Here is a 20,131-nt window from a genome sequence, read left to right as displayed (position 1 = left end):
GAATAGCTACCGTAGTTTCGTTTGCAGATTGCTCGCTAGACTATAGAATATTTAAGTTCTCTGGGCAGGCCAGTGAGATCGTTATGATCTTTCATGACTGCGCCGGCAGGGAAAGCGGGTCAACACCCGCGCCTTCCCGAAGTCGTCGCGAGGAGGAATAATGCGTCGGGTGCTACTCGTAATTGATATGCTCAACGATTTTCTTGACGAATGGCCAGCAGCCGATAGGCGCGCTTTGATCCGGCGCATAAACTTGCTGATCAAGCATTTCCGCGCCACCGGATATCCGGTGGTTTGGGTTAGGCAGGAGTTCGAGCCGGACCTAAGCGATGCATTTTTGGAGATGCGTAAAAAAGATATCCGGATCAACATCAAGGGAAGTGAAGGCGCAAAGATCCACTCGGACCTTGATCGCTTGGATTCCGACGAGGTAATCCTCAAAAAACGCTACTCTGCCTTTTTCGGAACGCCTCTCGACCGACATCTCGAAGCGCTTGCCATCGAGGAGATCACTTTATGCGGAATAAATACACATGCATGCATCAGGATGGCAGCAATTGACGGGTATCAAAGAGATCTCGAAGTGGTTGTTGTAACAGATTGCGTCGACACAGGAGATGAAGAGCATGGACGCGTGACGCTGAAATATCTTGAGGGCAAAATTGCGACGCTCAAGACAACCGAGGAGGTTCGACTATCATTCGAGCGAAATTAGTCTTCGATCACCGTTGACGCGATGGCCGCCGCATTATCCTTTGCCGGCTAAGATGTCGGGCTTTCAATCAGATCCCAGCGATTGCCGTATAAATCTTCAAAGACAGCAACCTTTCCATATTCCTCGCGTCTGGGTTCCTCGACGAAATGGACTCCGCGACTGGAGAATTCGGCATGATCGCGGTCAAAGTTGTCTGTCTCGAGAAACAGGAAAACGCGGCCGCCGCTTTGATTTCCAACTGCCTTGCGCTGTTCATCATCGGAAGCGCGAGCCAATAACAGGCCGCCTTCTCCCTTCGACGGCGTTATCACCACCCATCGCTTCTCTTCGGATAGGCGCTTGTCTTGCACGATCTCGAAGCCGAGCTTCCCGACGAAGAAATCGAGCGCTCGATCATATTCGTCGACGAGGATCGCGGTCAGTGAAATGCGTCGCTTCATACTCTACCTCCAGGGCCACATCAGATTTTTTGGCTTGAAGCGAAAAGCTGCTTCTATCTCGCCTCTCGCAACGTCTTGACAAGGCGGACAGTCTCCGCCCGAAATCCTTGTCGGTCGTAAAAGGAAAGTGCGCGCGTGTTGCTGCTAAAGACGTCAAGTGTAAGGCGTGAAAAACCTGCTTCCGCTGTCCATTCTTCCGCCCTCCGAACGAGGGCCTGCGCTACACCTTTACCCTCGCAATTCTTCGAGACTGCCAAGAGAGCGATATAGCCGCACGGTTCTTCGAGGATGTCGTCAACTCCCTCGCGAACGTGCACGTATCCGACCCTATGTCCTGCTTCGTTCTCGGCTAAGAAAGTCGCACCCGATGCATTCTCTTCGCTCCAAGCAGTCGAGGTGAAAGACGCTTGGAACGCAGCGATCTCTTCCCTCGTACGTGCGTGTAAATCAATGACATCGACCAACCTCGCATCCAGGCTCTCAACGAATTGGCGGTCTTCAGGACCGTCTTCCAACCTTATCGAGAAAATTTCCATCGCTTCTGCTTCCCATACTTTTGGCAAGGTGCATCCCAGCCTAGTCTATGGCTGGCGATCCTTTTGGGAATTCCGTGGCTATCTCCAAAATCTTCGATGATGGCTCGCGCTTTTCTAGGAAAGGTCCAGCCAGTGGTTTTCCAGGCTGGCATTGTGCGACCACGACGCGTCCTTATTCTCGTAGAGAGAAACGACGGATCTGGCCGCGTGTTGCTCGGCATCCTTCGTTCGCTTAGCCTGTTTCCTCTGTGAACCCATCTCGATCACATTTCAGCATTCACTGAGCTGCGGGCAAATCCCCACAGGAGCTTCGCCCAGTTGTGCGGCGCATTTGCTTGTTCGTGGGCGAAGGCTGCCAGTTCATCGAGTGTATCCGGGTCATAAAGCCTGCCGTCCTGCAAGACTGCGCGTATGGTCTGCGTGTTCCGAATATCTCGCAGGGGATTAGCCTCCAGTAAAACCAGGTCGCCACGTTTGCCGATAGCGACGCTTCCGGCCTCTTGGTCCTGGCCAGCATAGCGCGCCGCTTCGAGCGTCGCTGCACGCAATACCTCTGCAGGGGCCATGCCCGCCGACACCAGATGCGCCAACTCGTCATGATACCTCAACCCGCCGGCAATAGTATCGGTGCCGACCAGGATTCGGACCCCTGCCTCATGTGCCCTGCCGGTCAGGTCGAGGCCGTGTTTGAAGTATGCGTCGATTGCTTGCGCGCCGCGCTCTCCTGGATAGGAATTGCGCAGAGCGGATTGGTCGTCGTTCCAGGCCCATGCCGAAAGCGGATCCAGAAAAGCGAGCGCGCGGTTCTCGGTTTCTGCCGGATCAAAAGCGCGGACATCATCCTCACGCGTGACATGTGTGGGAACGTACCAACTGCCGGAACGGGAGAGCGCATCGAGCAGTTCGCCGCAGCGCTCCGTGTCGTGATCCTCGATGAAGGTCTCTACCCGTTCCGTCGGCGAAAGGCTCTCCAGTTCTCCCGATCTCCATTCCGCCTCCTGTTCCATGCACGCGCGGGGTAACAGGTGCGCATGTTCGAAACTGTCTTGGCCAGCCTCCAATGCCTCTTCGAGCGATACTGCTTGCGGTAAATGGCCGACAAGGCGCAGACCGCGCCGCTGGCTTTCTCGCGCGGCTGCAAAATACGCGTCTCGCGATAGCTGATTGTAGACCTTGATCGCCTCGAGCCCACGCTCGTCATAGTTCGAAATGCGGTTTACGACCTCGCGCGGCGTAAGGTCGGCATTGGCCAGATAGAAGCTCGCAGTTTCCACGATGGTGGGCGCTGCCATGCTCCCGGCTGCCACCTGCGCGTTCCATCGCTGCTTGTCTTCGTAACAAGCAATCAGGCTGTCACTGTCCGTCGGGCAGTCCATCATGTCCCGGACCTGTGTTACCCCGTTGGCTATCCAGAGCGGAAAGTGTGTCTGCGGAGAAGATTGGAAGGTGTGGACATGCATGTCCCACAGGCCAGGTATGAGAAATCCGCCTTCACCGTCCAAGACCTGCTCATCGTCCATCGGTCGAAGGCCAGGTCCGATCGCAGCGATGCGGCCTGCCGAAATCCGCAGTCGTGTCAATTCGCCCGTGGTACCGTCTTCGACATCGACAATGCGAACGTTGATCAGCAGCCGGTCCTGCGCAGCGTCGGGAAGCGGTGCCGATGGCTTCGGCCACCATATCGCCACCGCAAAAAGCAAAATCACGGTCGCTAACGCGATTCCAACACCTTTCAGAATCCGTTTTAGCCAAATCATGATGTAATAGCCTTTTCGAAAAAGATCCGGACTTCGAATTCCTGTTCGGACCTTGCGGTCTCAAGTCTCCACCCAAGTTTGCCCAGCAACCGCTCAAGGATTGTCATGCCGAGGCCGAAGCCTGGATTGGGTGACGAAGATACGGGGTTGCGGATGGCAAAGTGGTCCCGGAAGCCAACTAATGAAATTTCCCCAGGTGACCCGTGACTAATCGCGTTGCCTACAAGGTTAGCGATCGCTGCCTCGACGGCCTCGCGAGGCGCTTCAACGGAAGCGTCCGAACCTTTTGGAGCGGCGATATATTGGCCGCGCTGCGCTGCCAGGGGCGCGTATTCAGTTCGCAAGTCTCCCCATATGGCGAAAACAGAAAGCCTCGAACTTGCCAGTTGTTCGACATCTGCGCCGATAAAGAGGGTCGCCTGCGATGCCCGCGTAAGCCGCGAGATCGCGCGATCCAGTCGATCGAGTGCAGCGCTTGACGGAACATCATCGCGAATGACAGCAATGCTCGCGCGCGCTGATTGCAGAGGCGTCCGCAATTCGTGTGCGAGGAAGCTTACGGTATTTTCCTGTTGCCGTACGGCCTGCGTGCGCTTGTGCCAAACCTCTGCGTGCGCCGTCAGGAAGGCGGAAACATCTGCAATGTCCTGTCGCTCGGCAAGGGCGGAGACTTCGTCCGGCGTTCGGCACTGTTGGAGGTCGCTGAGCAGGCGCTCACTCCTTTTCGCGACACGCCTACCGATACTGTTTGCGACGATTGCGGCGATAAGGACAAAGGTGAAAAGCGACCCGAGCGACATCCATGCCGCAGTCAGGGCGATCGGTGTTACGACAAGCGCATCCGAGGCATCGTAGATCAGATATTGGCGATTTCCATCGCGGCTTATGGCGGTCGCATGGAAATAGGATCCGTCTGCCATGCGAAACTCGGAGCCCTCGCCGGATTGCTTCTCCGCCATCGCTATCTCGATCTCTGGCGGGGCCGCCTCGGTTGAGTATATTGAGAAACCGGACGGCAGATCACCGGGCTCAATCGTGTCCGAAATTAGATCGCGGGCGGTCGATTGCACCAAGTGATCGATAATGCGGTCTTCAACGAAATAGGCGACGATACCGGCGCATAGGATCGTGAGCAGCCCTGTCAAAAAGGCAAACCCCATCCAGTAACGCAAGAGCGCGAAACGAAGTGTGCGCCGCTTCAAGGCCGGCCATCCCAGCAATAGCCGAGGTTCCGGACGACCTTGACCGGGTCACAATCGAACGTTCCGCGCAACTGTAATCGCAGGCTATGTATGTGCGCGCGCAATGGATCGCTGTCCGGCACTTCTCCTTCCCAGATGCGATCGCTGAGCTGGTCGCGCGAGACCGTGCCGGGCGCGTTTTCCATCAAAGATCGCACGATGAGCAATGCGCTCTTCTTCAGTTGCAAATGTACCTCGCCGCGCCGCAACAGGCCGGTATTGCTTTCCAACGTAAAAGATCCCGCTTCGATCACCTCTTTGTAAGGGCCCAATCCAGGCCGTCGGTGGACCGCCTCGATACGAGCGAGGAGCTCGGCAGGCTCGAACGGTTTTACGATATAATCGACTGCACCGGCCCCGAAGCCCGCAAGCCGGTCTTCAAGCGTTCCGCGAGCTGTGAGAAACAGGACAGGTGCTGGAAGAGACCCTTGCTCCGACAGCTGTCGACAGAAGTCTATCCCGTTTCCATCGGGAAGCTCCACATCCAGTACGATCACATCAGGTGTTCTCACCGCGAGAGACTGGCGAGCATCTTGCAAAGAGTAGGCGAAATCGATGCGCAGGTCGCGCGCCTCGAGGTATTGCGCGAGGCTGGCCGCTACATCGATATCGTCCTCTACAAGTAACAGCCTGAGATTCGGCGGAGAGCTTGGGTTCAATGTGCGAGCCTTTGTATCTGCAATGCCACTCCGGGTTGCCCTTCCATCAAGGCAATAAGAGCGTGGAGCAAGATCAGGCGCTTGTCGCTTCCCGATTGGCTTTCCCTGTCCGCAAGCGCTGCATCCATTCCTTGCGCATGATAGGTTGCCAGCAGCGCAATTGCCTTTTCTTCCGACGAAATCTCCCGCTCTACCGGTTCGTGTCCCAGCGCCCGGATCATGCCTTCGGCGACCGTCCAGGTCGACCAAGGATTTTGGCCCGTGACCAGCCTGCCGTCCGTTATTGTATGGTCGAGATATTTCGGCGCCTCGCTGTAGTTCTGCGCGGCTTCCCTCAGGCCGTCCTCCAAAAGGTAGGGAAAGACGTCGCGAGAATCCGGGATGATGAAAAGCTCTTCCTCATTGCTGAAGCCGGCGACTGATTTGTTTTCGAGAAGCGTTGTACCATCTGCGAGCTGGACGCCGATGAGCGCGGCAGGGCCGTGGCAGACTGCGCCGACCACACCGCCCGTATCGTAAATCTGCGAGGCAATAGCTTGGATGTCTGGATTGTCGGAAAAATCGAACATCGCGCCCTTGCCTCCAACGAAATAAACCGCGTCGTAATTTGCTGGATCGACATCTGCGACCCGAAGCGTCGCTTCGACAAGTCCTTGCGCCTCCGCCTCATTCAGGAATGCGTAGTCGTACTCCGTCAGTTCTTCGTCTATGTTCACCGGTGCCCGGCCGCCCTGCGGACTCGCTACCACCACGTCGTAACCGTTGGCTCGGAACACGTAATAGGCGCGCGCCATTTCGGTCAGCTCATAGCCCGCGTTTATTCCGTCTCCGGCACGTTCCGTACTGGTCACAACCGCCAGGATGGTGCCGCGGTCTTCTTCGACCGCATTCGCAAGGAAGGCGAGATCGCCGGGGCTGGTTTCGGGATCTGCTAGTGGCTGGCTGTCAAGATCGATGCTGATCCACCACGCCGCGAAAGTCACGGTTAGAACACCGACTATAACGAGGCTGATGCGGAAAAAGGTTCTCAAAAATCGTTTCACAAGTCGGACTCCGAATAGCTCTTGGCGTCGCTGATACCTTTATTGAGTCAAATGAGATGCAGCTCAGCATTTGCCTTGCGGATGCTTTCGCAAGTGAGGGCAGCCGATGTAGTTCGCTTTACATCGTGGACTTATCAGCAGCTGGTCCGACGTTTGCGTTTCAGGCCCGACCCATAGTGCCAATAGCGCTTCGTCCATTTCGTGATGGGAGACGACCTTGTTGTTAGAAGTCCTACTTTTGATTCAGGCCGTCAGCGCGGACCCAGCCAGCCCCTCCGACGTCGATGGCAATCGGCTCCGTGAAGGTCGCGCGTGCTATGACATCCTTCTGAACAATGAAAAGATCGGCGCGACAGTCCAAATAATCGAGGCTGCGGAGCACGATCTTGTCCCCGCGTGGAGAATAACGATTCACCAGGCCGTGCCAGCACGGTCGTTCGAAATGCGCGATGAATTCTTCGTAGACAGAGGCAGCTTGCTGCCGATCAGTCTGGTTAGCGAGCGGGGCGAAGATCGGAACGCGGAGAGCTGGCAGCGCATTTCGGTCACATATCAGGATGGCAGGATTTCGGGCACGCGGGAAACGAAAGGCGGCGTGCTGCCTATCGATGTCCTCACCTCCGTGCCCGTTTGGGACGGCAATCTCTGGGGGCCACTTTTCGCTTCGCTACCTTTGGCAAGTGGAGCTGAATTTACAGTACCTATTTGGCAATATGACAACGGCTTCGGCGAATTCGAAATCGAGGTGTCAGGAAGCGGGCCATACAGCACCCATGAAGGCACAGAGCCAGCCTGGTTCGTGGAAGCCGGTACGAGCCCCAATCGTCGTTCGCGCTACGTGTTTAGCCAAGCGAATTTTTTGGAACTTGCCTCCGGCGCTGGGCCGTTGCGCCAGGAAATCAGCCAGTCGTGTGAGAGCACTTAGGTACCAAGACCCGACGCCCTAAGTTTCCTTATTCAATGGTCATACTTGAACCGCGAAGCCCATGTATTTCCGGGACGAGTTCTTTGGATTGCAAAAGGACAAAAGAAGGGGAAAATTGATCGACGCCATAGGACGAACGGTTTGCTCACGCCTTTGGGAAAAGACTGCCATGCACCTTCTTTTGGCTGCCGCAGCGGCTGCGCTCACGACACCATATGATAGCGAGCTCCTGCTCGCCTGCTCCGCGCCGCTCGGGCAGCAGCCGGAGCGAGCAAACCTGTCAATTATCGAGGATATGGCTTCGGATGAGGAATTGGGTCGATTGCGTGTCATAGTGAAAGGCACCGACCATTTCATGCTGATCTACTCTGACGCCGGCTCAGAGCGCATCGCTCGCGCACGTGCCGCCTGCCTCGGCGAGCAAATTGCGGCCGTGGCACGTATTGTCGGCGATGCTCGTCAAGGAGCAGAATGGCATAGCGTCGTCTTCACGCAGGACCAGGATTACATCCCGCCCCGCATCGAAGGACAGGCCGTCCGCTGGCCAATCCATGTTCAGCCGGACGGTGAGCTAGATGCAGCTAACCACGAGATGGTCGTCGGAACGATGCCTCATGAACAGGTCCACGATTGGCAGGGTAGAAACGGTACGCGGCTTCCGAGATGGGTTTCCGAAGGTCATGCGTTTTGGGTGTCCTCCAAAATCGCGCCGCTGCTTGATCCAATTGTCGCTGCGCATGCCGCTGCAGATGGTATGGCACGACTTGCCGCGGTCGATGAGGAAATAGACTTGGCGTCTTGGGGCAGCGTACGTCCGAGGCGCGAGGCAATTTTGCGGCAGGTTTCGCCTGAAGATCGAGCCAGAATGGAGACAGATCCCCTCTTTACCCCACCTGGGCCATTCACGTTCACTCAAGACGACTTCGAACTGGATATGAGTAACGAGGTCGCGAACTACGCTGCGGCTGAAGAGGCCTTCAGACGGCTGGAGGCACGCTATGGCCAAGCTGCCGTGCACGCTTGGATGGAACAGTTGACAGCATCAGGCGGTACGATCACGCACAGCGCGGTGATGACATCGTTGGAAGAGCACTTTGGCGACAACGCGACGGATTTGCTGACCGCCAGATAGATCAATCGATCTTGAAAGCGACCACCATTTAAGCAGCTGGATTGAAAGAAGGCTTCGAGGCGAGGAATTTGCATCTGTGGGTGGATTATCTCCTATCACGATCGCTGCAGCACTGATCGACGATGACAAGGGCCGTTTGCTTTTGGTCCGCAAGCGGAACACCAAATGGTTCATGCAGGCCGGGGGAAAGATCGAGCCGGGAGAAACGGCGCAGGATGCCCTTCGAAGAGAACTGAAAGAAGAGATCGGATTATCGATTCAGGATGCTCGACTTCGCTATCTCGGTACGTTCTTCGCGCCGGCTGCAAACGAAGCGGACTGCGTTGTCGACGCCGCGCTTTTCCATATCCGTCATTCGCATTTGCCGATAGCGAAGGAAGAGATCGAGGAAGCCGTTTGGGTCTCCCCTGATGACGCTCTTAACCTACCGCTCGCCCCATTGACCCGTGATCACGTCCTTCCGATTGCGCGAACCCTTCAGGCATCTCGCCGGCCCTAAACGCGCCGTTCGTCCAAAAAACTTCCTAACCTTTAGCTGGCGGCATCCGGCCAAATCGTGCTCTTGCCTCGCGTCTGGCGGCTTCCGCGGTCCAGGCCCCGTACGACCCGATCGAGTTTCGCCGAGAGTGCAATCTCCGCAAAGTTTCGTCCTACGATTGTCTCTGTGCGAGCGCGTGCTAGTCTTTTCGGCACAAGGCAGGCCGCAAGCTTTGAGGGGGCATGATCGATGCGGAAAACACGAAAGTCTGGTGATCGTCGTCAGTCGGATGCGAAAAATCGCGGCGATGAAAAGGCGAACGATCTGTTCCTGCATATTTTCGCGAGCCATTCGGGCCTTATCGGTACCGAAGATTTCCCGCCCGAGATGTCGGACATCATTCAATCCAATGCTTACGCGGAGCTTGGGGGTTGGCGCCGCCGCGAACTTGCATTTGAGCGCGAGGTGACGAGCGGACGTGCGGTTTTCATAGATTCAGACCTTGCAGGTGCGCTGGCGGGGTACAGCCTGGAAGCTGAAGACCCGGCTTCGCGTCTGCTCATAAGCAGTGTTCGCAATGCGCTAGTGCAAGGTATCGGAGACGCACTCGAAGAGCGCGATCAAGAAGATGAAGACGGCTTTTCATTTGAAGAATTGCAGCTTCAAAGCATCGACATCATCCCATTCCTGAATGGGGAAATGTCTCTCAGAGTGTGTGTCAAATGGGATGATGGCTGGCGCGATAAGCGCTTTTTCAAAGCGTTTGGCCATGAACGTATTAACATATCGACCGAGCAATTCTGCAGCAAGTTGGGGCCGCTGATCGGCGATTTCCAAGCGCGTCTGTCCGAGAATATTGCGAAGGATTTCCGCGCCGGGAAGCTCCAAAGCCCGCCCGATTTTGAAAAGCCCGAAGTCAATTCACTGCATGTCATGTATGCAGGCGACCTTGGCGATCATGTTCGCGATAACATGATATGCGATCCCGTCCGCGCCATGCTCTATGCGCCAAGCGGCGGGGCCATCGCGAACCAGTCCAATGCGCGGGACAGGTTTGTATTCATCGGGTATGCCTTTTCGCTGGTATCCGCCGACAATCCAGAGCGGGCCGCGGCCGAATACGGGCTCCTCATCCGTATCACCCATTCGCTGTTCGGCAGCCTGAACAAGCTGTGTGGCGAAGTCGAAGCCGTATTATCGAAAAGAGAGAAAGCGCGAAGCGCTGATATCAGGGCGCTCGAAACGAAGGTGCGCGTATATTACCACAAATTGCGCCTGCCGACGTTCACCTATCGCTATGAGTTCCTGCTGATCCGCGATGCGCTTTTCCAGCAGTGGCAAGTGGCCAAAGTGCTGGATCATGCCGAGTATTTGCTGCGCGCCCTTCGGATTGCGGCAGAAGAGCGTCAAATGACGTTGGAGCGAAGATCGGACCGAGCAATCAATTTGTTTCTCTTGGCGATCGCGCTCGTATCGCTAGTGGGCGTCATAGTGGATTTACACCTGATCGGCTGGATCGAATTATTCTAGCTCCGGCGGCTCCACGCGCGGCCCGATCAGTGCTTCCAGTCGTGACGCGATGCGTAGCACCATGTCGTCGCTGCCTGCCGGGCCGAGTATCGACATGCCGATCGGCAATCCGGCGCGCGTGGACCCGATGGGAATTGCAATCTCCGGCGCTCCTGCAGCACATGCGAGATAACCGGGCAGGTAAGGATCCGCCGCAGCGCACTCATACGGTGTGCCCGTTTGGTCATAGGCTGGAGAGGCGGGACAAAGCATGGTTGGAAAGCACAAGACGCTGGCATTGTGCCCATCGAGCGCGTGCCTGATGGCCGTGTTTGCCTGCGCGCGGAAAGCTTTGAATTTTCTGAAGACATCCTCGTCATCATGCGTTTCTCGTGTCCGCGCAATCGCGGATAAAATCTGTTCGACACGAAGACGATTGGTTGCCGGAAAATTGCCGGAGCGCAGGCGCTCTTCCAGCTCTCTGAGGTTTTTTGGTCCCCGCGACAGACCGGAGAGGTAGCGCGAGAGAGCGGAGCCAAATTCCGCCGAGATAAGCTTTTCAAGTCGCGGCCATGGCGAGTGCTCGAAAAGAGCCGCGTAATGCTGGCTGACAATGTCCAACTCTGCCGACAATTCGCGTGATATATTGCTGATCGCAGCGCCGATTTCAGGATGAAGACCATCAAAACCTGCCATCATGACGATCGCGGACTGCTCTAGCAGCTTTTCGCCAGAAACCTCTAGCGAAGCCGACAGATCTTCCGTCTTCAGGGCGGCATCGCCCCTTAGGACGGAAAATACCCGCGCCGCGGTGTCTACGTTTGCCGCTATAGGGCCCGCCGTATCGAGGCTTGGACTGAGCGGGACGATGCCATCAAGCGGCACGGAGCCATGCGTTGGCCTGAAGCCGACGCATCCGGTCGCCGCGGCCGGCGCGCGAATGGAGCCGGAGGTGTCGGTTCCAATTGCAAAGCTGGCAAAACCTGCGGCAACGGCGGCAGCGGCTCCACTGCTCGATCCGGCAGCATTACGGCTGGTGTCATGCGGATTGCGCGTAAGCCCGAATGTCGAAGAGTACCCCAGCCGATCATTAGAAATGGCGAGCTCGCTCATATTCGCTTTGCCGAGCAGGATGCCACCAGCTTCGCGCAGCCGCGATACCAGTCGTGCGTCTCCGGCCGGCATTGCATCGTGCAAGGGCGCGAACCCGGCTGTCGTTGGCACGTTCTCGATATCAATATTGTCTTTGACCACGAAGGAGAGGTTTCGCAGCGCCCCCGCGTTTGATGGTTCTGCCTCGCCATCGCGCAGTGCATAGGCTGCGGGAGAAACCCAGCTCACCGCTTTCAGGTCCAAGCCTTGCGAATTGTGGCGCGCAATCCTCCCTAATTGCCGGTCGAGCATAGGGCGTACCGGGCCGCGACCTACCTCATGGTCATTTTGCGGCATACCCGCTCAGCCTTTCGCGAGCCGGCGACGCGAAGGTGCTGTTGCGCTCATTCCCAGCCTTGGTCCAGAAACTGAAGCGCGCAGCCGGAGAGGAAAGCGGTTCCCTTTGGTAGGACCGTCTCATCCAAGATCATGTGGCTGGAATGGAGGCCGCAGCAGCCCTGCCAGTCGACGCCTTCTGCCGCCACGCCGAGGAAGAACATAGCGCCGGGGACCTTCTCGATTACATAGGAGAAATCCTCTGCGCCCATCGTTGGGGCAGGGCGCGTGGCCCAAGGCTCGTCACCGCCCAGCGTGCGGGCGACGCTTTCGCCCAAAGTTACCGCGCGCGCATCGTTGATGGTCGGCGGGAAGCCTGGCGTGATTGTGATCTCGGCGGAGCACCGATGGGCGCGGGCGATGTTTTCAGCCACTTCGGCAATCGCTTCTTGCACCGCCGCGCGGCGTTCCGGCGAGAGATTGCGGGCCGTGCCCAGCAGATAGGCGCTGTCGGGAATGACATTGTTTGTCGTGCCCGCCTCGATCTTGCCGAAAGTCAGCACACTTGCCTCTGTCGCATTGAAGCGGCGGGTGATCATCGCCTGCAGCGCCAGCACGATTTCAGCGGCGACGGGGATGGGGTCGATCGCATCGAAAGGCATCGAGGCATGCCCGCCTTTGCCGGTGACGGTGATCTCGATCATGTCGGCAGAGGCCAGCATTGCGCCCGTGCGCCCCTCGATCCGCCCGTGCGGGGCGTTGGGCCAGACGTGCAGCGCGAAGGCTGCATCGGGTAGCGGATAATCCTGCGTGCCGCCCAGCAGTCCGTCTTCCAACATAAAGCGTGCGCCGTGAAAGCCTTCCTCGCCCGGCTGGAACATGAAGCGCACTTCGCCTTCGATCTTATCCTTCATGGCACAAAGCACGCGCGCGGCCCCTGCCAGCATGGCTGTGTGGGCATCATGACCGCAGGCATGCATGCGGCCCGGAATGGTGGACGCGAAATCGAGGCCGGTATGCTCGCTCATCGGAAGCGCATCCATGTCACCGCGAAGAAGCACGCTGCGGCCCGGCTTCGCGCCTTTCAAGACCGCAACCGCACCGGTGCAGCTTGGCCCTTCGCGCCAGTGGAGCGGCAGATCAGCGAGAGCGGCTTTGACTTTGGCCAGCGTCTTGGGCGTTTCCAGGCCCAATTCGGGCTCCAGATGGATGGCGCGGCGCAGCGATACGATTGCGTCTTCGTGCTCACGCGCTGTATCGAGCAGGGCTTCGGTTAGCATCCAATTACTCCCGTAATTCATTGGTCTTAAGTCACGCAAGAGGCCCGCTAGCTTGCGGAGACGTAAAGCTTCACTATCTCACGAGCGGATGGGAAATGTAACCCGCTTCATTTGCGGGGGCGAAGGGAACCATGGCGCGCTAGCTATGTTGCACTGCGATGACAGTGCGGCTGCTTTCGTGTAAAAATGCATAGCCAGCGCAGGCTGGCGATGTGTAAGGCGAAGGCGAGATGCACAAGACTATCCACCTTTTCGACCGCTTGCCGCAAGTCGATGCTCGCGAGGAAGCGGAGACGGAATTTGTTCGTCCATCGATGCGGAAGGAGCCTTTGATCGGCGTAATCCGCAATGCGCGCAGCCATCGCAACAATAACGGAAATGCCAGCGGTGATTTGCCTGCAGGTGTGCTTGTGGCGACACCTGAAAAGCGCGGCGAGCTACCCACCATTCTCGCCGATTTTGCCGCCAAGCAAGTGGATTGCATTGCCATCGATGGCGGTGACGGCACGGTCCGCGATATCCTTACCTGCGGCGCGGGCGTTTTCGGCGATAGCTGGCCCGATCTTATCATCCTGCCCAATGGCAAAACCAACGCGCTTGGCCTCGATCTTGGCCTGCCGCCGGGGTGGAGCCTTGCCGAAGCGATCGCGGCGGTCAAGCGGGGCAATACCGTGCGCCGACGGCCAATGGTCATTGCGCAGCGCGAAAATCCTGCAGCGCAAGTGCGCGGCTTCATCATGGGCGCAGGCGTGTTCAATCGCGCAATCGCGCTCGGCCAGCGCTCGCATGATCTCGGCGCTTTCAACGCTGCGGCGGTGGGCGTGACAGCGGCTTGGAGTGTTTTGCAGGCGCTGTTGGGCCGAGCAGGAAATCCGTGGCGGCGCGGCACTTACATGAAGCTGCGCACCAGCGATGGCGCCGAGATCCCGCATGCTGGCGGCTTGCCTGCAGATGAGCGTTTTCTTGTGCTCGCATCGACACTTGCGAACTTCCCTGCCGGGCTCGATCCCTTCCGCGGGATGGAAGAGCCGCTGCGTATGGCGGTGCTCGACAATCCGCGCCGCGGCCTGCTGCTGCGCATCGGCTCTCTGATGCGCGGCAATGCGAGCGATGCGACGCTGCGCCGCGGTGCGCATCTTGTGGGCGACGAAACGCTCGAAGTGGACATTGCCGATAGCTTCATCCTCGATGGCGAGGCGTTTCCTTCAGGGCATTACATTCTCAGCGCGGGCACACCGCTGCGCTTCGTCGTTCCGTGAATCTGACAGCCCGCGTCAAAGCGACGCTGGCGCGTGGAGTCGACCCGGCCATCAGCGCTTTTGCGGCGCGGCTGGGTGAGGAAGCGAGTGCCAAGGCCGTATTATTTTACGGATCGAACTTGCGCACCGGCTCGCTCGATGGCGTGCTCGACTTTTATGTCCTCACGCGCGGAGAAGCGGAAAAAGGCATCTGGCCGACCGTATCCTATCGCGAATGGCAGCATGGTGGCCGGACCCTCCGCGCAAAGATTGCGACGATGACAGCGGCGAAATTCGCCTATGCGGCCGAAGGGAATTCACGCGATACGACCATCTGGGCACGCTTTGTGCAGCCCTCTACTCTGGTCTGGCGCAGTGAGCCGATTGGCCACCGAGAAATCCCCGAAGCCGAGATCGCCGAGCTGATTGGGAAAGCGATTTGCACGGCGGCTCGTCACGCGGTCGCGCTCGGTCCTGCGACCGGTACCGAGCGAGAATTCTGGCTCGCGCTATTTCGCGAGACTTACAAGGCCGAATTACGTGTCGAAAAGCCGGGCCGTGAGAACTCGATACTCGATCTTAATGAGGCGCATTTTGACGGGCTCTTGCCTGATGCCCTACAGTCGATGGACATCGCTTTCTATCGGGAAAGGGATTTGCTCACCCCGGATTTGCCCGATGCCGAGCGCGCTCGAATTCGCAAATCCTGGAACCGGTCCAAACGCTGGGGCAAACCGCTCAATATCGCGCGGCTTTTGCGGGCGACGAGGACCTTCGAGGGCGCGGGACGCTATGCGGCCTGGAAAGTGGAGCGGCACACGGGTGTGAAAGTCGAAGTCACCCCTTGGCGCGAAAAACACCCAGTCCTTTCGGCACCGGGTGTCCTGTTCAAGGTCTGGCGCGCAAAACGCCGCGCCGGATGAGGGCTTACATATAGCGCATGCGGATCGTCATCGGCTTCACTTCGCGGCCGATGGAGAAACGCGTGCGATCAATGCTCGGGCGACCGAGGTTGAAGATGTTGATGCTGGGATTGTTCGACATGCCGCCGCCGTCACTGGTGATGTCAGTACGGCCATTCCCGTTCAGATCGTGGCGGATCGCGATGGCATAATTGCCGGTGGCAGGCACGGGCATGCAGACCTGCTGCGAGCCGGCGCGTGCAGGCAGTTCAATGCGGTGCAGCCAGCGGCCGCGCTCAAGCCAGTCGCCCTCGGTACCGCGATAAAGCTGGACGCGCAGCGTGCCGCGCGATGCCTCGACATCGGTTACGTTGATCCATACCGCCGGGCCATTGCCCTGACACGGGGCGACCGAATGGCGCAATTCCTGCCGATATTGCTGCGCGGACACAGGGGTGGAAAGCCCCAGCGCAATCAGCGCCGCACCGGCGAATTGTAGAAACTTGGTACGCATATTCTCATCCATAAGTGGCTTGGAAATTGGCAACTCGGCAGTAGTGCCTCCGCTGCGCAACTTTCCTATAGTTGATTGCACTTTTATATCTCGCCCAGTTAACCGTGGCTGAAGCGCCCTTTTCCAAGCGTAAAATGCGAAGTTTTCCCCGAAGAAACGGGTAAAATCGCCTTTAGCTTCTTGTTGCCCGATTCGCGCATCTTTAACTGTAATCGGCAACCATGGCACATCCCCTAATCTCCCCCTCGATCCTCTCGGCCGATTTCGCGAAGCTTGGAGAGGAAGTGCGCGCTATTGACGCAGCAGGGTGCGATTGGGTGCATGTCGATGTGATGGACGGGCATTACGTGCCCAATCTCACCATCGGCCCTGCCGTGGTCAAAGCCTTGCGCCTTCACACGCAGAAGGCCTTCGATGTGCATCTGATGGTTTCTCCGGTGGACCAATGGGTGGAGGAATTCGCCGACGCAGGCGCGGATATCATCACCGTTCATCCTGAAGCGGGCCCGCATGTGCATCGCACGGTGCAGCAGATCCGTAACCTCGGTAAAAAGGCGGGGATCTCGCTCAATCCGGCAACGCCTGCCAAGATGCTCGATTACCTGCTCGAAGAAATCGACCTTGTCCTGATTATGAGCGTCAATCCCGGCTTTGGCGGGCAGAGCTTCATTTCATCGCAGTTGCGCAAGATCGAAGCGGTTCGCAAGATGATCGACAAGGCGGGGCATGATGTCCTGATCGAAGTCGATGGCGGCGTGAATCCGGAAACCGCGCGACAATGCGTCGATGCAGGTGCCGATGTTCTGGTGGCAGGCTCTGCCACTTTCAAAGGTGGCCCCGATCACTACGCCGCCAATATCGCAGCCCTTCGCGGGGGCGGCGAATGAACGCGCATTCTCTCGGCCTGAAGCGCGATGTAAAAACGCGCGAAACCGGCGGAGAGGTCCAGCAGGCGCTGCCGCTCGATAGCTTATCTGAAGAGGCGCTTGTCAGCGATAAAGAGCGCACCGAGGATCTGACTCCCGACCGCGCGTTGGTCGTCACCGATTTCGATCCGCCTGCCATTTCGGCGAGCGAGCGCTTCATGCGCATGGCCTATCGCATGGGCGTTTCAGGCAGCACGCTGGTTTCGCCCTTTCGCAAGCCCGCCCGGCCAAAGCTATTGGCGACGGTGGAAAGTCCCCTCCGTGGCGAGCCTGCTGCGGGGACAGCGCTGCGGGCGGGACATTTTTATATCTACGGGGTCAAAGCGCCGATCGCGCAGGTGGATTTCGGCCCAACGGCCAAAATCACTCCGCCATTCGAGCGCGTGCTGCATGGCTTCACCTGGCTTCGCGATTTGGAAGCCTGTGCGCCGCGTCACCAATGCACTGCCGTGGCAGAGCGGGTGCTGACGAGCTGGCTGGCGGCTAATCCCAAACCCGGCAAGGGGCCTGCCTGGAAGGTGGAATACGCTGCGCTGCGCCAATTGGGGTGGCTGGTCCATGCTCCGCTGATCCTGTCCGGTAAGGACAAGGCGCTTCGGCAAAAGGTATTGAGCGCGATCGAAAGCACGGCTCGCTGGCTCGATCGCAACGCGTCGCGCGCGACAGACGGTCACGGCGAAGTCGCTGCATGGTGCGCCACTATCGCCGCCGGCCTGCTGCTGCCCGAAGGCAAGCCGCGCCGACTGTTCGGTGAAGCAGGCCTCGCCCGCGCGCTCGGCGAATTGGTGGGCGATGACGGCGGCGCGCTTTCGCGCAATCCGCTCGCCCAGCTTCAGACAATCGAGAATCTGATCGAGCTGTCGGCTTGCTATCGCGCCACCCGCCGCGATGTGCCAGAAGCTGTCGAGACGGTTCTCGCGATGCTCGTTCCGCCGCTGCTCGCGATAACCCATGGCGATGGCGGGCTGGGCAGTTGGCAGGGTGCACCTGCGGTCCGCGCAGACCGGCTCGCGGCGCTGATCGAAGCGAGTGGCGTGCGTGCGCGTCCACTCAAGGAAGCGCGCGGCTGGGGCTACCAGAGGCTCTCGGCAAAGCCCGCAGTCCTGCAAGTCGATGCTGCACCGCCCGCTCTGGCCCGGCATGCGCGCAATGGCTGCGCTTCAACGCTGGCGTTTGAATTTAGCCATGGCGACTATCGCCTGATCGTCAATTGTGGCGGTGCGGCGGCTGCGGGAGGGCAGGTGCCGAGCCGCATCGAACAGGGGTTGAGAGCCACCGCAGCGCATTCTACCCTGGTTCTCGGCGATGCCAATTCCACCGCCGTGCTGCTAGATGGAAAGCTGGGCAATGGCGTTTCCGAAGTCGAAGTGGATCTGCGCGAAGTGCAGCTCGACAATGGCGGCGCGCGGCGGCTCGAGGCAAGCCACGATGGCTATGCTTCGCGCTTCGGCCTGATGCACAAGCGCATCCTGATACTGCGCGATGACGGCAGCGAACTGCGCGGGGAGGATGTTCTCCTGCCTTCGGGGCGCAAGGGCAAGCGCGGCAAGGTGCCTTACGCCATCCGCTTCCATCTCGGCCGCCATGTCGAGGCGACTTTGTCCGACAACAAGCGCGGCGCCAGCCTGTTGCTGCCCGATGGCGCACTTTGGCAATTCGTGACAGGCGCAGAAGAGCTCGAAATCGAAGAAAGCATGTGGGTCGATGGAAACGGACGCCCGCATCCGGTACAGCAGCTGGTGATTCAGGGACTCGCCTCGCGCGGGGGCGGCAATTTCGCCTGGCTGCTTAAGAAAATGGGATAGAATTCACACAATGACGGACGTTGCGATCAAGCGGGCACTCCTTTCAGTGTCCGACAAGACCGGTATTGTCGAACTCGCCGGACGGCTGGCCAAGACGGGTGTCGAACTGGTCTCCACCGGCGGCACGGCGCGCGCTCTTCGCGATGCCGGACTGGACGTGCGCGATGTGTCCGATCTGACAGGCTTTCCCGAAATGATGGATGGCCGCGTCAAAACGCTGCATCCCATGGTGCATGGCGGCCTGTTGGCCGTACGTGACGATCCCGATCACGCCGCCGCGATGGAAGCGCACGATATCGGCGCGATCGATCTTGTCATCGTCAATCTCTATCCCTTCGTGAACACGGTGGCGAGCGGCGCAGACCGTGACACCATCATTGAGAATATCGATATTGGCGGGCCGAGCATGGTGCGCTCTTCAGCGAAGAACCATGCCTATGTAACGATCGTCACCGATCCAGGTGACTATTCGGAACTCTATGACGAGCTGGCCGAGCATAATGGCGCGACGACGCTCGCTTTCCGCAGGCGCATGGCGGCCAAAGCCTTCGCCGCCACTGCGGCTTACGATTCGGCGATCAGCAGCTGGTTCGCTTTCGCCGATCAAGGCGCGCAATTCCCTGAGGCGCTGACGGTCGCGACTAATCTCGGCAACACCTTGCGCTATGGCGAGAACCCGCACCAGCAGGCGGCGCTCTACCTTCCGGCTGGCCCCGCAAGCCCCGGTGTCCCGCAGGCGGAGCAGGTCCAGGGCAAGGAACTCAGCTACAATAATCTCAATGATGCCGATGCGGCTCTGGGCCTTGCTGCCGAGTTCCCGGCAGACAAGCCCGCGATCGTGATCGTGAAGCACGCCAACCCGTGCGGCGTGGCCGTGGCGGATACGCTGCTCGAAGCGTGGCAGCGCGCCTTGGCATGCGACAGTGTTTCGGCCTTCGGCGGTATCGTCGCCAGCAATGTAGCGCTCGACGGGCCGACAGCCGAAGCGATCACGCAAATCTTCACCGAAGTTGTCATCGCGCCCGGCGCAGACGATGCAGCGCGCGAGGCGTTTGCGAAGAAAAAGAACCTGCGCCTGCTGATGCTGGATGATCTTCCCGATCCGGCGCGACCGGGTCTCGAAATGAAGAGCATTGCAGGCGGCATGCTGCTCCAGTCGCGCGACAATGGGGTGGTGGGCGAAAGCGATCTCAAAGTTGTCACCAAGCGCGCACCTACAGATCAGGAAATTGCCGACGCGCTATTCGCCTGGAAAGTCGCCAAGCACGTCAAATCGAACGCTATCGTCTACGCCAAGGACGGCGTGACGGCGGGGATCGGTGCGGGCCAGATGAACCGACGCGATTCCTCGCGCATTGCCGCTGTCAGGGCGCGCGAGGCGGCAGAAGCTGCTGGCTGGGATGAGCCCCATACCAAGGGCAGCGCTGTCGCATCCGATGCTTTCTTCCCCTTTGCCGATGGCTTGCTGAGCGCGGTCGAAGCAGGGGCCACAATGGTCATCCAGCCGGGTGGCTCGATGCGAGATGAAGAAGTGATCGCGGCTGCGGATGAAGCGGGCATTGCGATGGTCTTCACCGCGATGCGCCACTTCAGGCACTGATAC

The 20,131-nt window shown here is 58.7% G+C and carries 19 protein-coding genes; 10 read left to right on the top strand and 9 right to left on the bottom strand.

Features of this window, described 5'->3' with window-relative positions; all coding sequences use genetic code 11:
- The first annotated feature begins 160 nt into the window (after positions 1 to 160).
- Positions 161 to 715 carry a cysteine hydrolase family protein gene (locus I5L03_RS01845; protein ID WP_197920003.1) on the top strand — a complete coding sequence of 185 codons (555 nt, stop codon included), beginning with the start codon at positions 161 to 163 and terminating at the stop codon, positions 713 to 715.
- Positions 716 to 762: 47 nt separating this feature from the next.
- On the opposite strand, the gene I5L03_RS01840 is transcribed toward I5L03_RS01845, so the two are convergent.
- The 6 genes from I5L03_RS01840 to I5L03_RS01815 form a co-directional block, all read right to left on the bottom strand.
- Positions 763 to 1,155 carry a VOC family protein gene (locus tag I5L03_RS01840; protein WP_197920002.1) on the bottom strand — a complete coding sequence of 131 codons (393 nt, stop codon included), beginning with the start codon at positions 1,153 to 1,155 and terminating at the stop codon, positions 763 to 765.
- Positions 1,156 to 1,208: 53 nt separating this feature from the next.
- Positions 1,209 to 1,691, bottom strand: a complete 483-nt coding sequence (locus I5L03_RS01835) for a GNAT family N-acetyltransferase (RefSeq protein ID WP_197920001.1) — start codon at positions 1,689 to 1,691, stop codon at positions 1,209 to 1,211.
- A gap of 263 nt (positions 1,692 to 1,954) precedes the next feature.
- Positions 1,955 to 3,397 (bottom strand): amidohydrolase family protein, encoded by a 1,443-nt coding sequence (locus I5L03_RS01830; RefSeq protein WP_197920000.1) that lies wholly within the window; start codon positions 3,395 to 3,397, stop codon positions 1,955 to 1,957.
- 47 nt (positions 3,398 to 3,444) lie between these two features.
- Entirely contained in the window at positions 3,445 to 4,593 is a 1,149-nt protein-coding gene (locus I5L03_RS01825; protein ID WP_197919999.1) for a sensor histidine kinase, read from the bottom strand.
- Between the two features lie 53 nt (positions 4,594 to 4,646).
- The gene (locus I5L03_RS01820) at positions 4,647 to 5,348 is read right to left on the bottom strand and encodes a response regulator transcription factor (protein WP_197919998.1); all 702 of its coding nucleotides are present in this window, start codon (positions 5,346 to 5,348) and stop codon (positions 4,647 to 4,649) included.
- Entirely contained in the window at positions 5,345 to 6,379 is a 1,035-nt protein-coding gene (locus I5L03_RS01815) for a type 1 glutamine amidotransferase domain-containing protein (RefSeq protein ID WP_197919997.1), read from the bottom strand. The genes I5L03_RS01820 and I5L03_RS01815 overlap by 4 nt, the downstream gene beginning before the upstream one ends.
- A gap of 229 nt (positions 6,380 to 6,608) precedes the next feature.
- Between I5L03_RS01815 and I5L03_RS01810 the strand changes: the two genes are divergently transcribed.
- The 4 genes from I5L03_RS01810 to I5L03_RS01795 all read left to right on the top strand — a co-directional run bounded on the left by I5L03_RS01810 (position 6,609) and on the right by I5L03_RS01795 (position 10,456).
- On the top strand, positions 6,609 to 7,316 hold the full coding sequence (locus I5L03_RS01810) for a DUF3108 domain-containing protein (protein WP_456061978.1): 708 nt from the start codon (positions 6,609 to 6,611) through the stop codon (positions 7,314 to 7,316).
- A gap of 115 nt (positions 7,317 to 7,431) precedes the next feature.
- Complete coding sequence (locus tag I5L03_RS01805; protein WP_197919995.1) at positions 7,432 to 8,448, top strand: hypothetical protein; 1,017 nt, start codon at positions 7,432 to 7,434, stop codon at positions 8,446 to 8,448.
- 76 nt (positions 8,449 to 8,524) lie between these two features.
- Positions 8,525 to 8,947, top strand: a complete 423-nt coding sequence (locus tag I5L03_RS01800; RefSeq protein WP_197919994.1) for an NUDIX hydrolase — start codon at positions 8,525 to 8,527, stop codon at positions 8,945 to 8,947.
- Positions 8,948 to 9,175: 228 nt separating this feature from the next.
- Entirely contained in the window at positions 9,176 to 10,456 is a 1,281-nt protein-coding gene (locus tag I5L03_RS01795; protein WP_197919993.1) for a hypothetical protein, read from the top strand.
- On the opposite strand, the gene I5L03_RS01790 is transcribed toward I5L03_RS01795, so the two are convergent.
- Positions 10,448 to 11,776, bottom strand: coding sequence for an amidase (locus tag I5L03_RS01790; RefSeq protein WP_325100033.1), 1,329 nt, complete (start codon positions 11,774 to 11,776; stop codon positions 10,448 to 10,450). The genes I5L03_RS01795 and I5L03_RS01790 overlap by 9 nt on opposite strands.
- Before the next feature lie 155 nt (positions 11,777 to 11,931).
- Positions 11,932 to 13,143 carry a M20 metallopeptidase family protein gene (locus tag I5L03_RS01785; protein WP_197919991.1) on the bottom strand — a complete coding sequence of 404 codons (1,212 nt, stop codon included), beginning with the start codon at positions 13,141 to 13,143 and terminating at the stop codon, positions 11,932 to 11,934.
- A 230-nt stretch (positions 13,144 to 13,373) separates the two neighbouring features.
- On the opposite strand from I5L03_RS01785, the gene I5L03_RS01780 reads away from it, so the two are divergent.
- Both I5L03_RS01780 and I5L03_RS01775 read left to right on the top strand, forming a co-directional pair.
- Positions 13,374 to 14,402 carry a diacylglycerol kinase family protein gene (locus tag I5L03_RS01780; protein ID WP_197919990.1) on the top strand — a complete coding sequence of 343 codons (1,029 nt, stop codon included), beginning with the start codon at positions 13,374 to 13,376 and terminating at the stop codon, positions 14,400 to 14,402.
- Complete coding sequence (locus I5L03_RS01775; protein ID WP_197919989.1) at positions 14,399 to 15,304, top strand: hypothetical protein; 906 nt, start codon at positions 14,399 to 14,401, stop codon at positions 15,302 to 15,304. The genes I5L03_RS01780 and I5L03_RS01775 overlap by 4 nt, the downstream gene beginning before the upstream one ends.
- 4 nt (positions 15,305 to 15,308) lie before the next feature.
- Here I5L03_RS01775 and I5L03_RS01770 read toward each other — a convergent pair whose 3' ends face one another.
- The gene (locus I5L03_RS01770; RefSeq protein ID WP_197919988.1) at positions 15,309 to 15,797 is read right to left on the bottom strand and encodes a DUF2141 domain-containing protein; all 489 of its coding nucleotides are present in this window, start codon (positions 15,795 to 15,797) and stop codon (positions 15,309 to 15,311) included.
- A 221-nt stretch (positions 15,798 to 16,018) separates the two neighbouring features.
- On the opposite strand from I5L03_RS01770, the gene rpe reads away from it, so the two are divergent.
- Genes rpe through purH form a run of 3 tightly spaced genes read left to right on the top strand, consistent with a single transcriptional unit; the run spans position 16,019 to position 20,128 of the window.
- Positions 16,019 to 16,684 carry a ribulose-phosphate 3-epimerase gene (gene rpe / locus I5L03_RS01765; protein ID WP_197919987.1) on the top strand — a complete coding sequence of 222 codons (666 nt, stop codon included), beginning with the start codon at positions 16,019 to 16,021 and terminating at the stop codon, positions 16,682 to 16,684.
- Entirely contained in the window at positions 16,681 to 18,528 is a 1,848-nt protein-coding gene (locus tag I5L03_RS01760) for a heparinase II/III family protein (RefSeq protein WP_197919986.1), read from the top strand. The genes rpe and I5L03_RS01760 overlap by 4 nt, the downstream gene beginning before the upstream one ends.
- A 10-nt stretch (positions 18,529 to 18,538) precedes the next feature.
- Entirely contained in the window at positions 18,539 to 20,128 is a 1,590-nt protein-coding gene (gene purH, locus I5L03_RS01755; protein WP_197919985.1) for a bifunctional phosphoribosylaminoimidazolecarboxamide formyltransferase/IMP cyclohydrolase, read from the top strand.
- The last annotated feature ends 3 nt before the right edge of the window (positions 20,129 to 20,131 follow it).

This window comes from Aurantiacibacter sediminis, from assembly GCF_016019885.1.
GTDB lineage: Bacteria > Pseudomonadota > Alphaproteobacteria > Sphingomonadales > Sphingomonadaceae > Alteraurantiacibacter > Alteraurantiacibacter sediminis.
This window is presented reverse-complemented; position numbering and strand designations above follow the sequence as displayed.

Bases quoted from the DNA above. Each gene is read 5' to 3' on its own strand.
- rpe (WP_197919987.1), top strand. From the start codon at position 16,019: ATGGCACATCCCCTAATCTCCCCCTCGATCCTCTCGGCCGATTTCGCG.
- I5L03_RS01780 (WP_197919990.1), top strand. From the start codon at position 13,374: ATGCACAAGACTATCCACCTTTTCGACCGCTTGCCGCAAGTCGATGCT.
- I5L03_RS01795 (WP_197919993.1), top strand. From the start codon at position 9,176: ATGCGGAAAACACGAAAGTCTGGTGATCGTCGTCAGTCGGATGCGAAA.
- I5L03_RS01840 (WP_197920002.1), bottom strand. From the start codon at position 1,155: ATGAAGCGACGCATTTCACTGACCGCGATCCTCGTCGACGAATATGAT.
- I5L03_RS01760 (WP_197919986.1), top strand. From the start codon at position 16,681: ATGAACGCGCATTCTCTCGGCCTGAAGCGCGATGTAAAAACGCGCGAA.
- I5L03_RS01785 (WP_197919991.1), bottom strand. From the start codon at position 13,143: ATGCTAACCGAAGCCCTGCTCGATACAGCGCGTGAGCACGAAGACGCA.
- I5L03_RS01770 (WP_197919988.1), bottom strand. From the start codon at position 15,797: ATGCGTACCAAGTTTCTACAATTCGCCGGTGCGGCGCTGATTGCGCTG.
- I5L03_RS01835 (WP_197920001.1), bottom strand. From the start codon at position 1,691: ATGGAAATTTTCTCGATAAGGTTGGAAGACGGTCCTGAAGACCGCCAA.
- I5L03_RS01845 (WP_197920003.1), top strand. From the start codon at position 161: ATGCGTCGGGTGCTACTCGTAATTGATATGCTCAACGATTTTCTTGAC.
- purH (WP_197919985.1), top strand. From the start codon at position 18,539: ATGACGGACGTTGCGATCAAGCGGGCACTCCTTTCAGTGTCCGACAAG.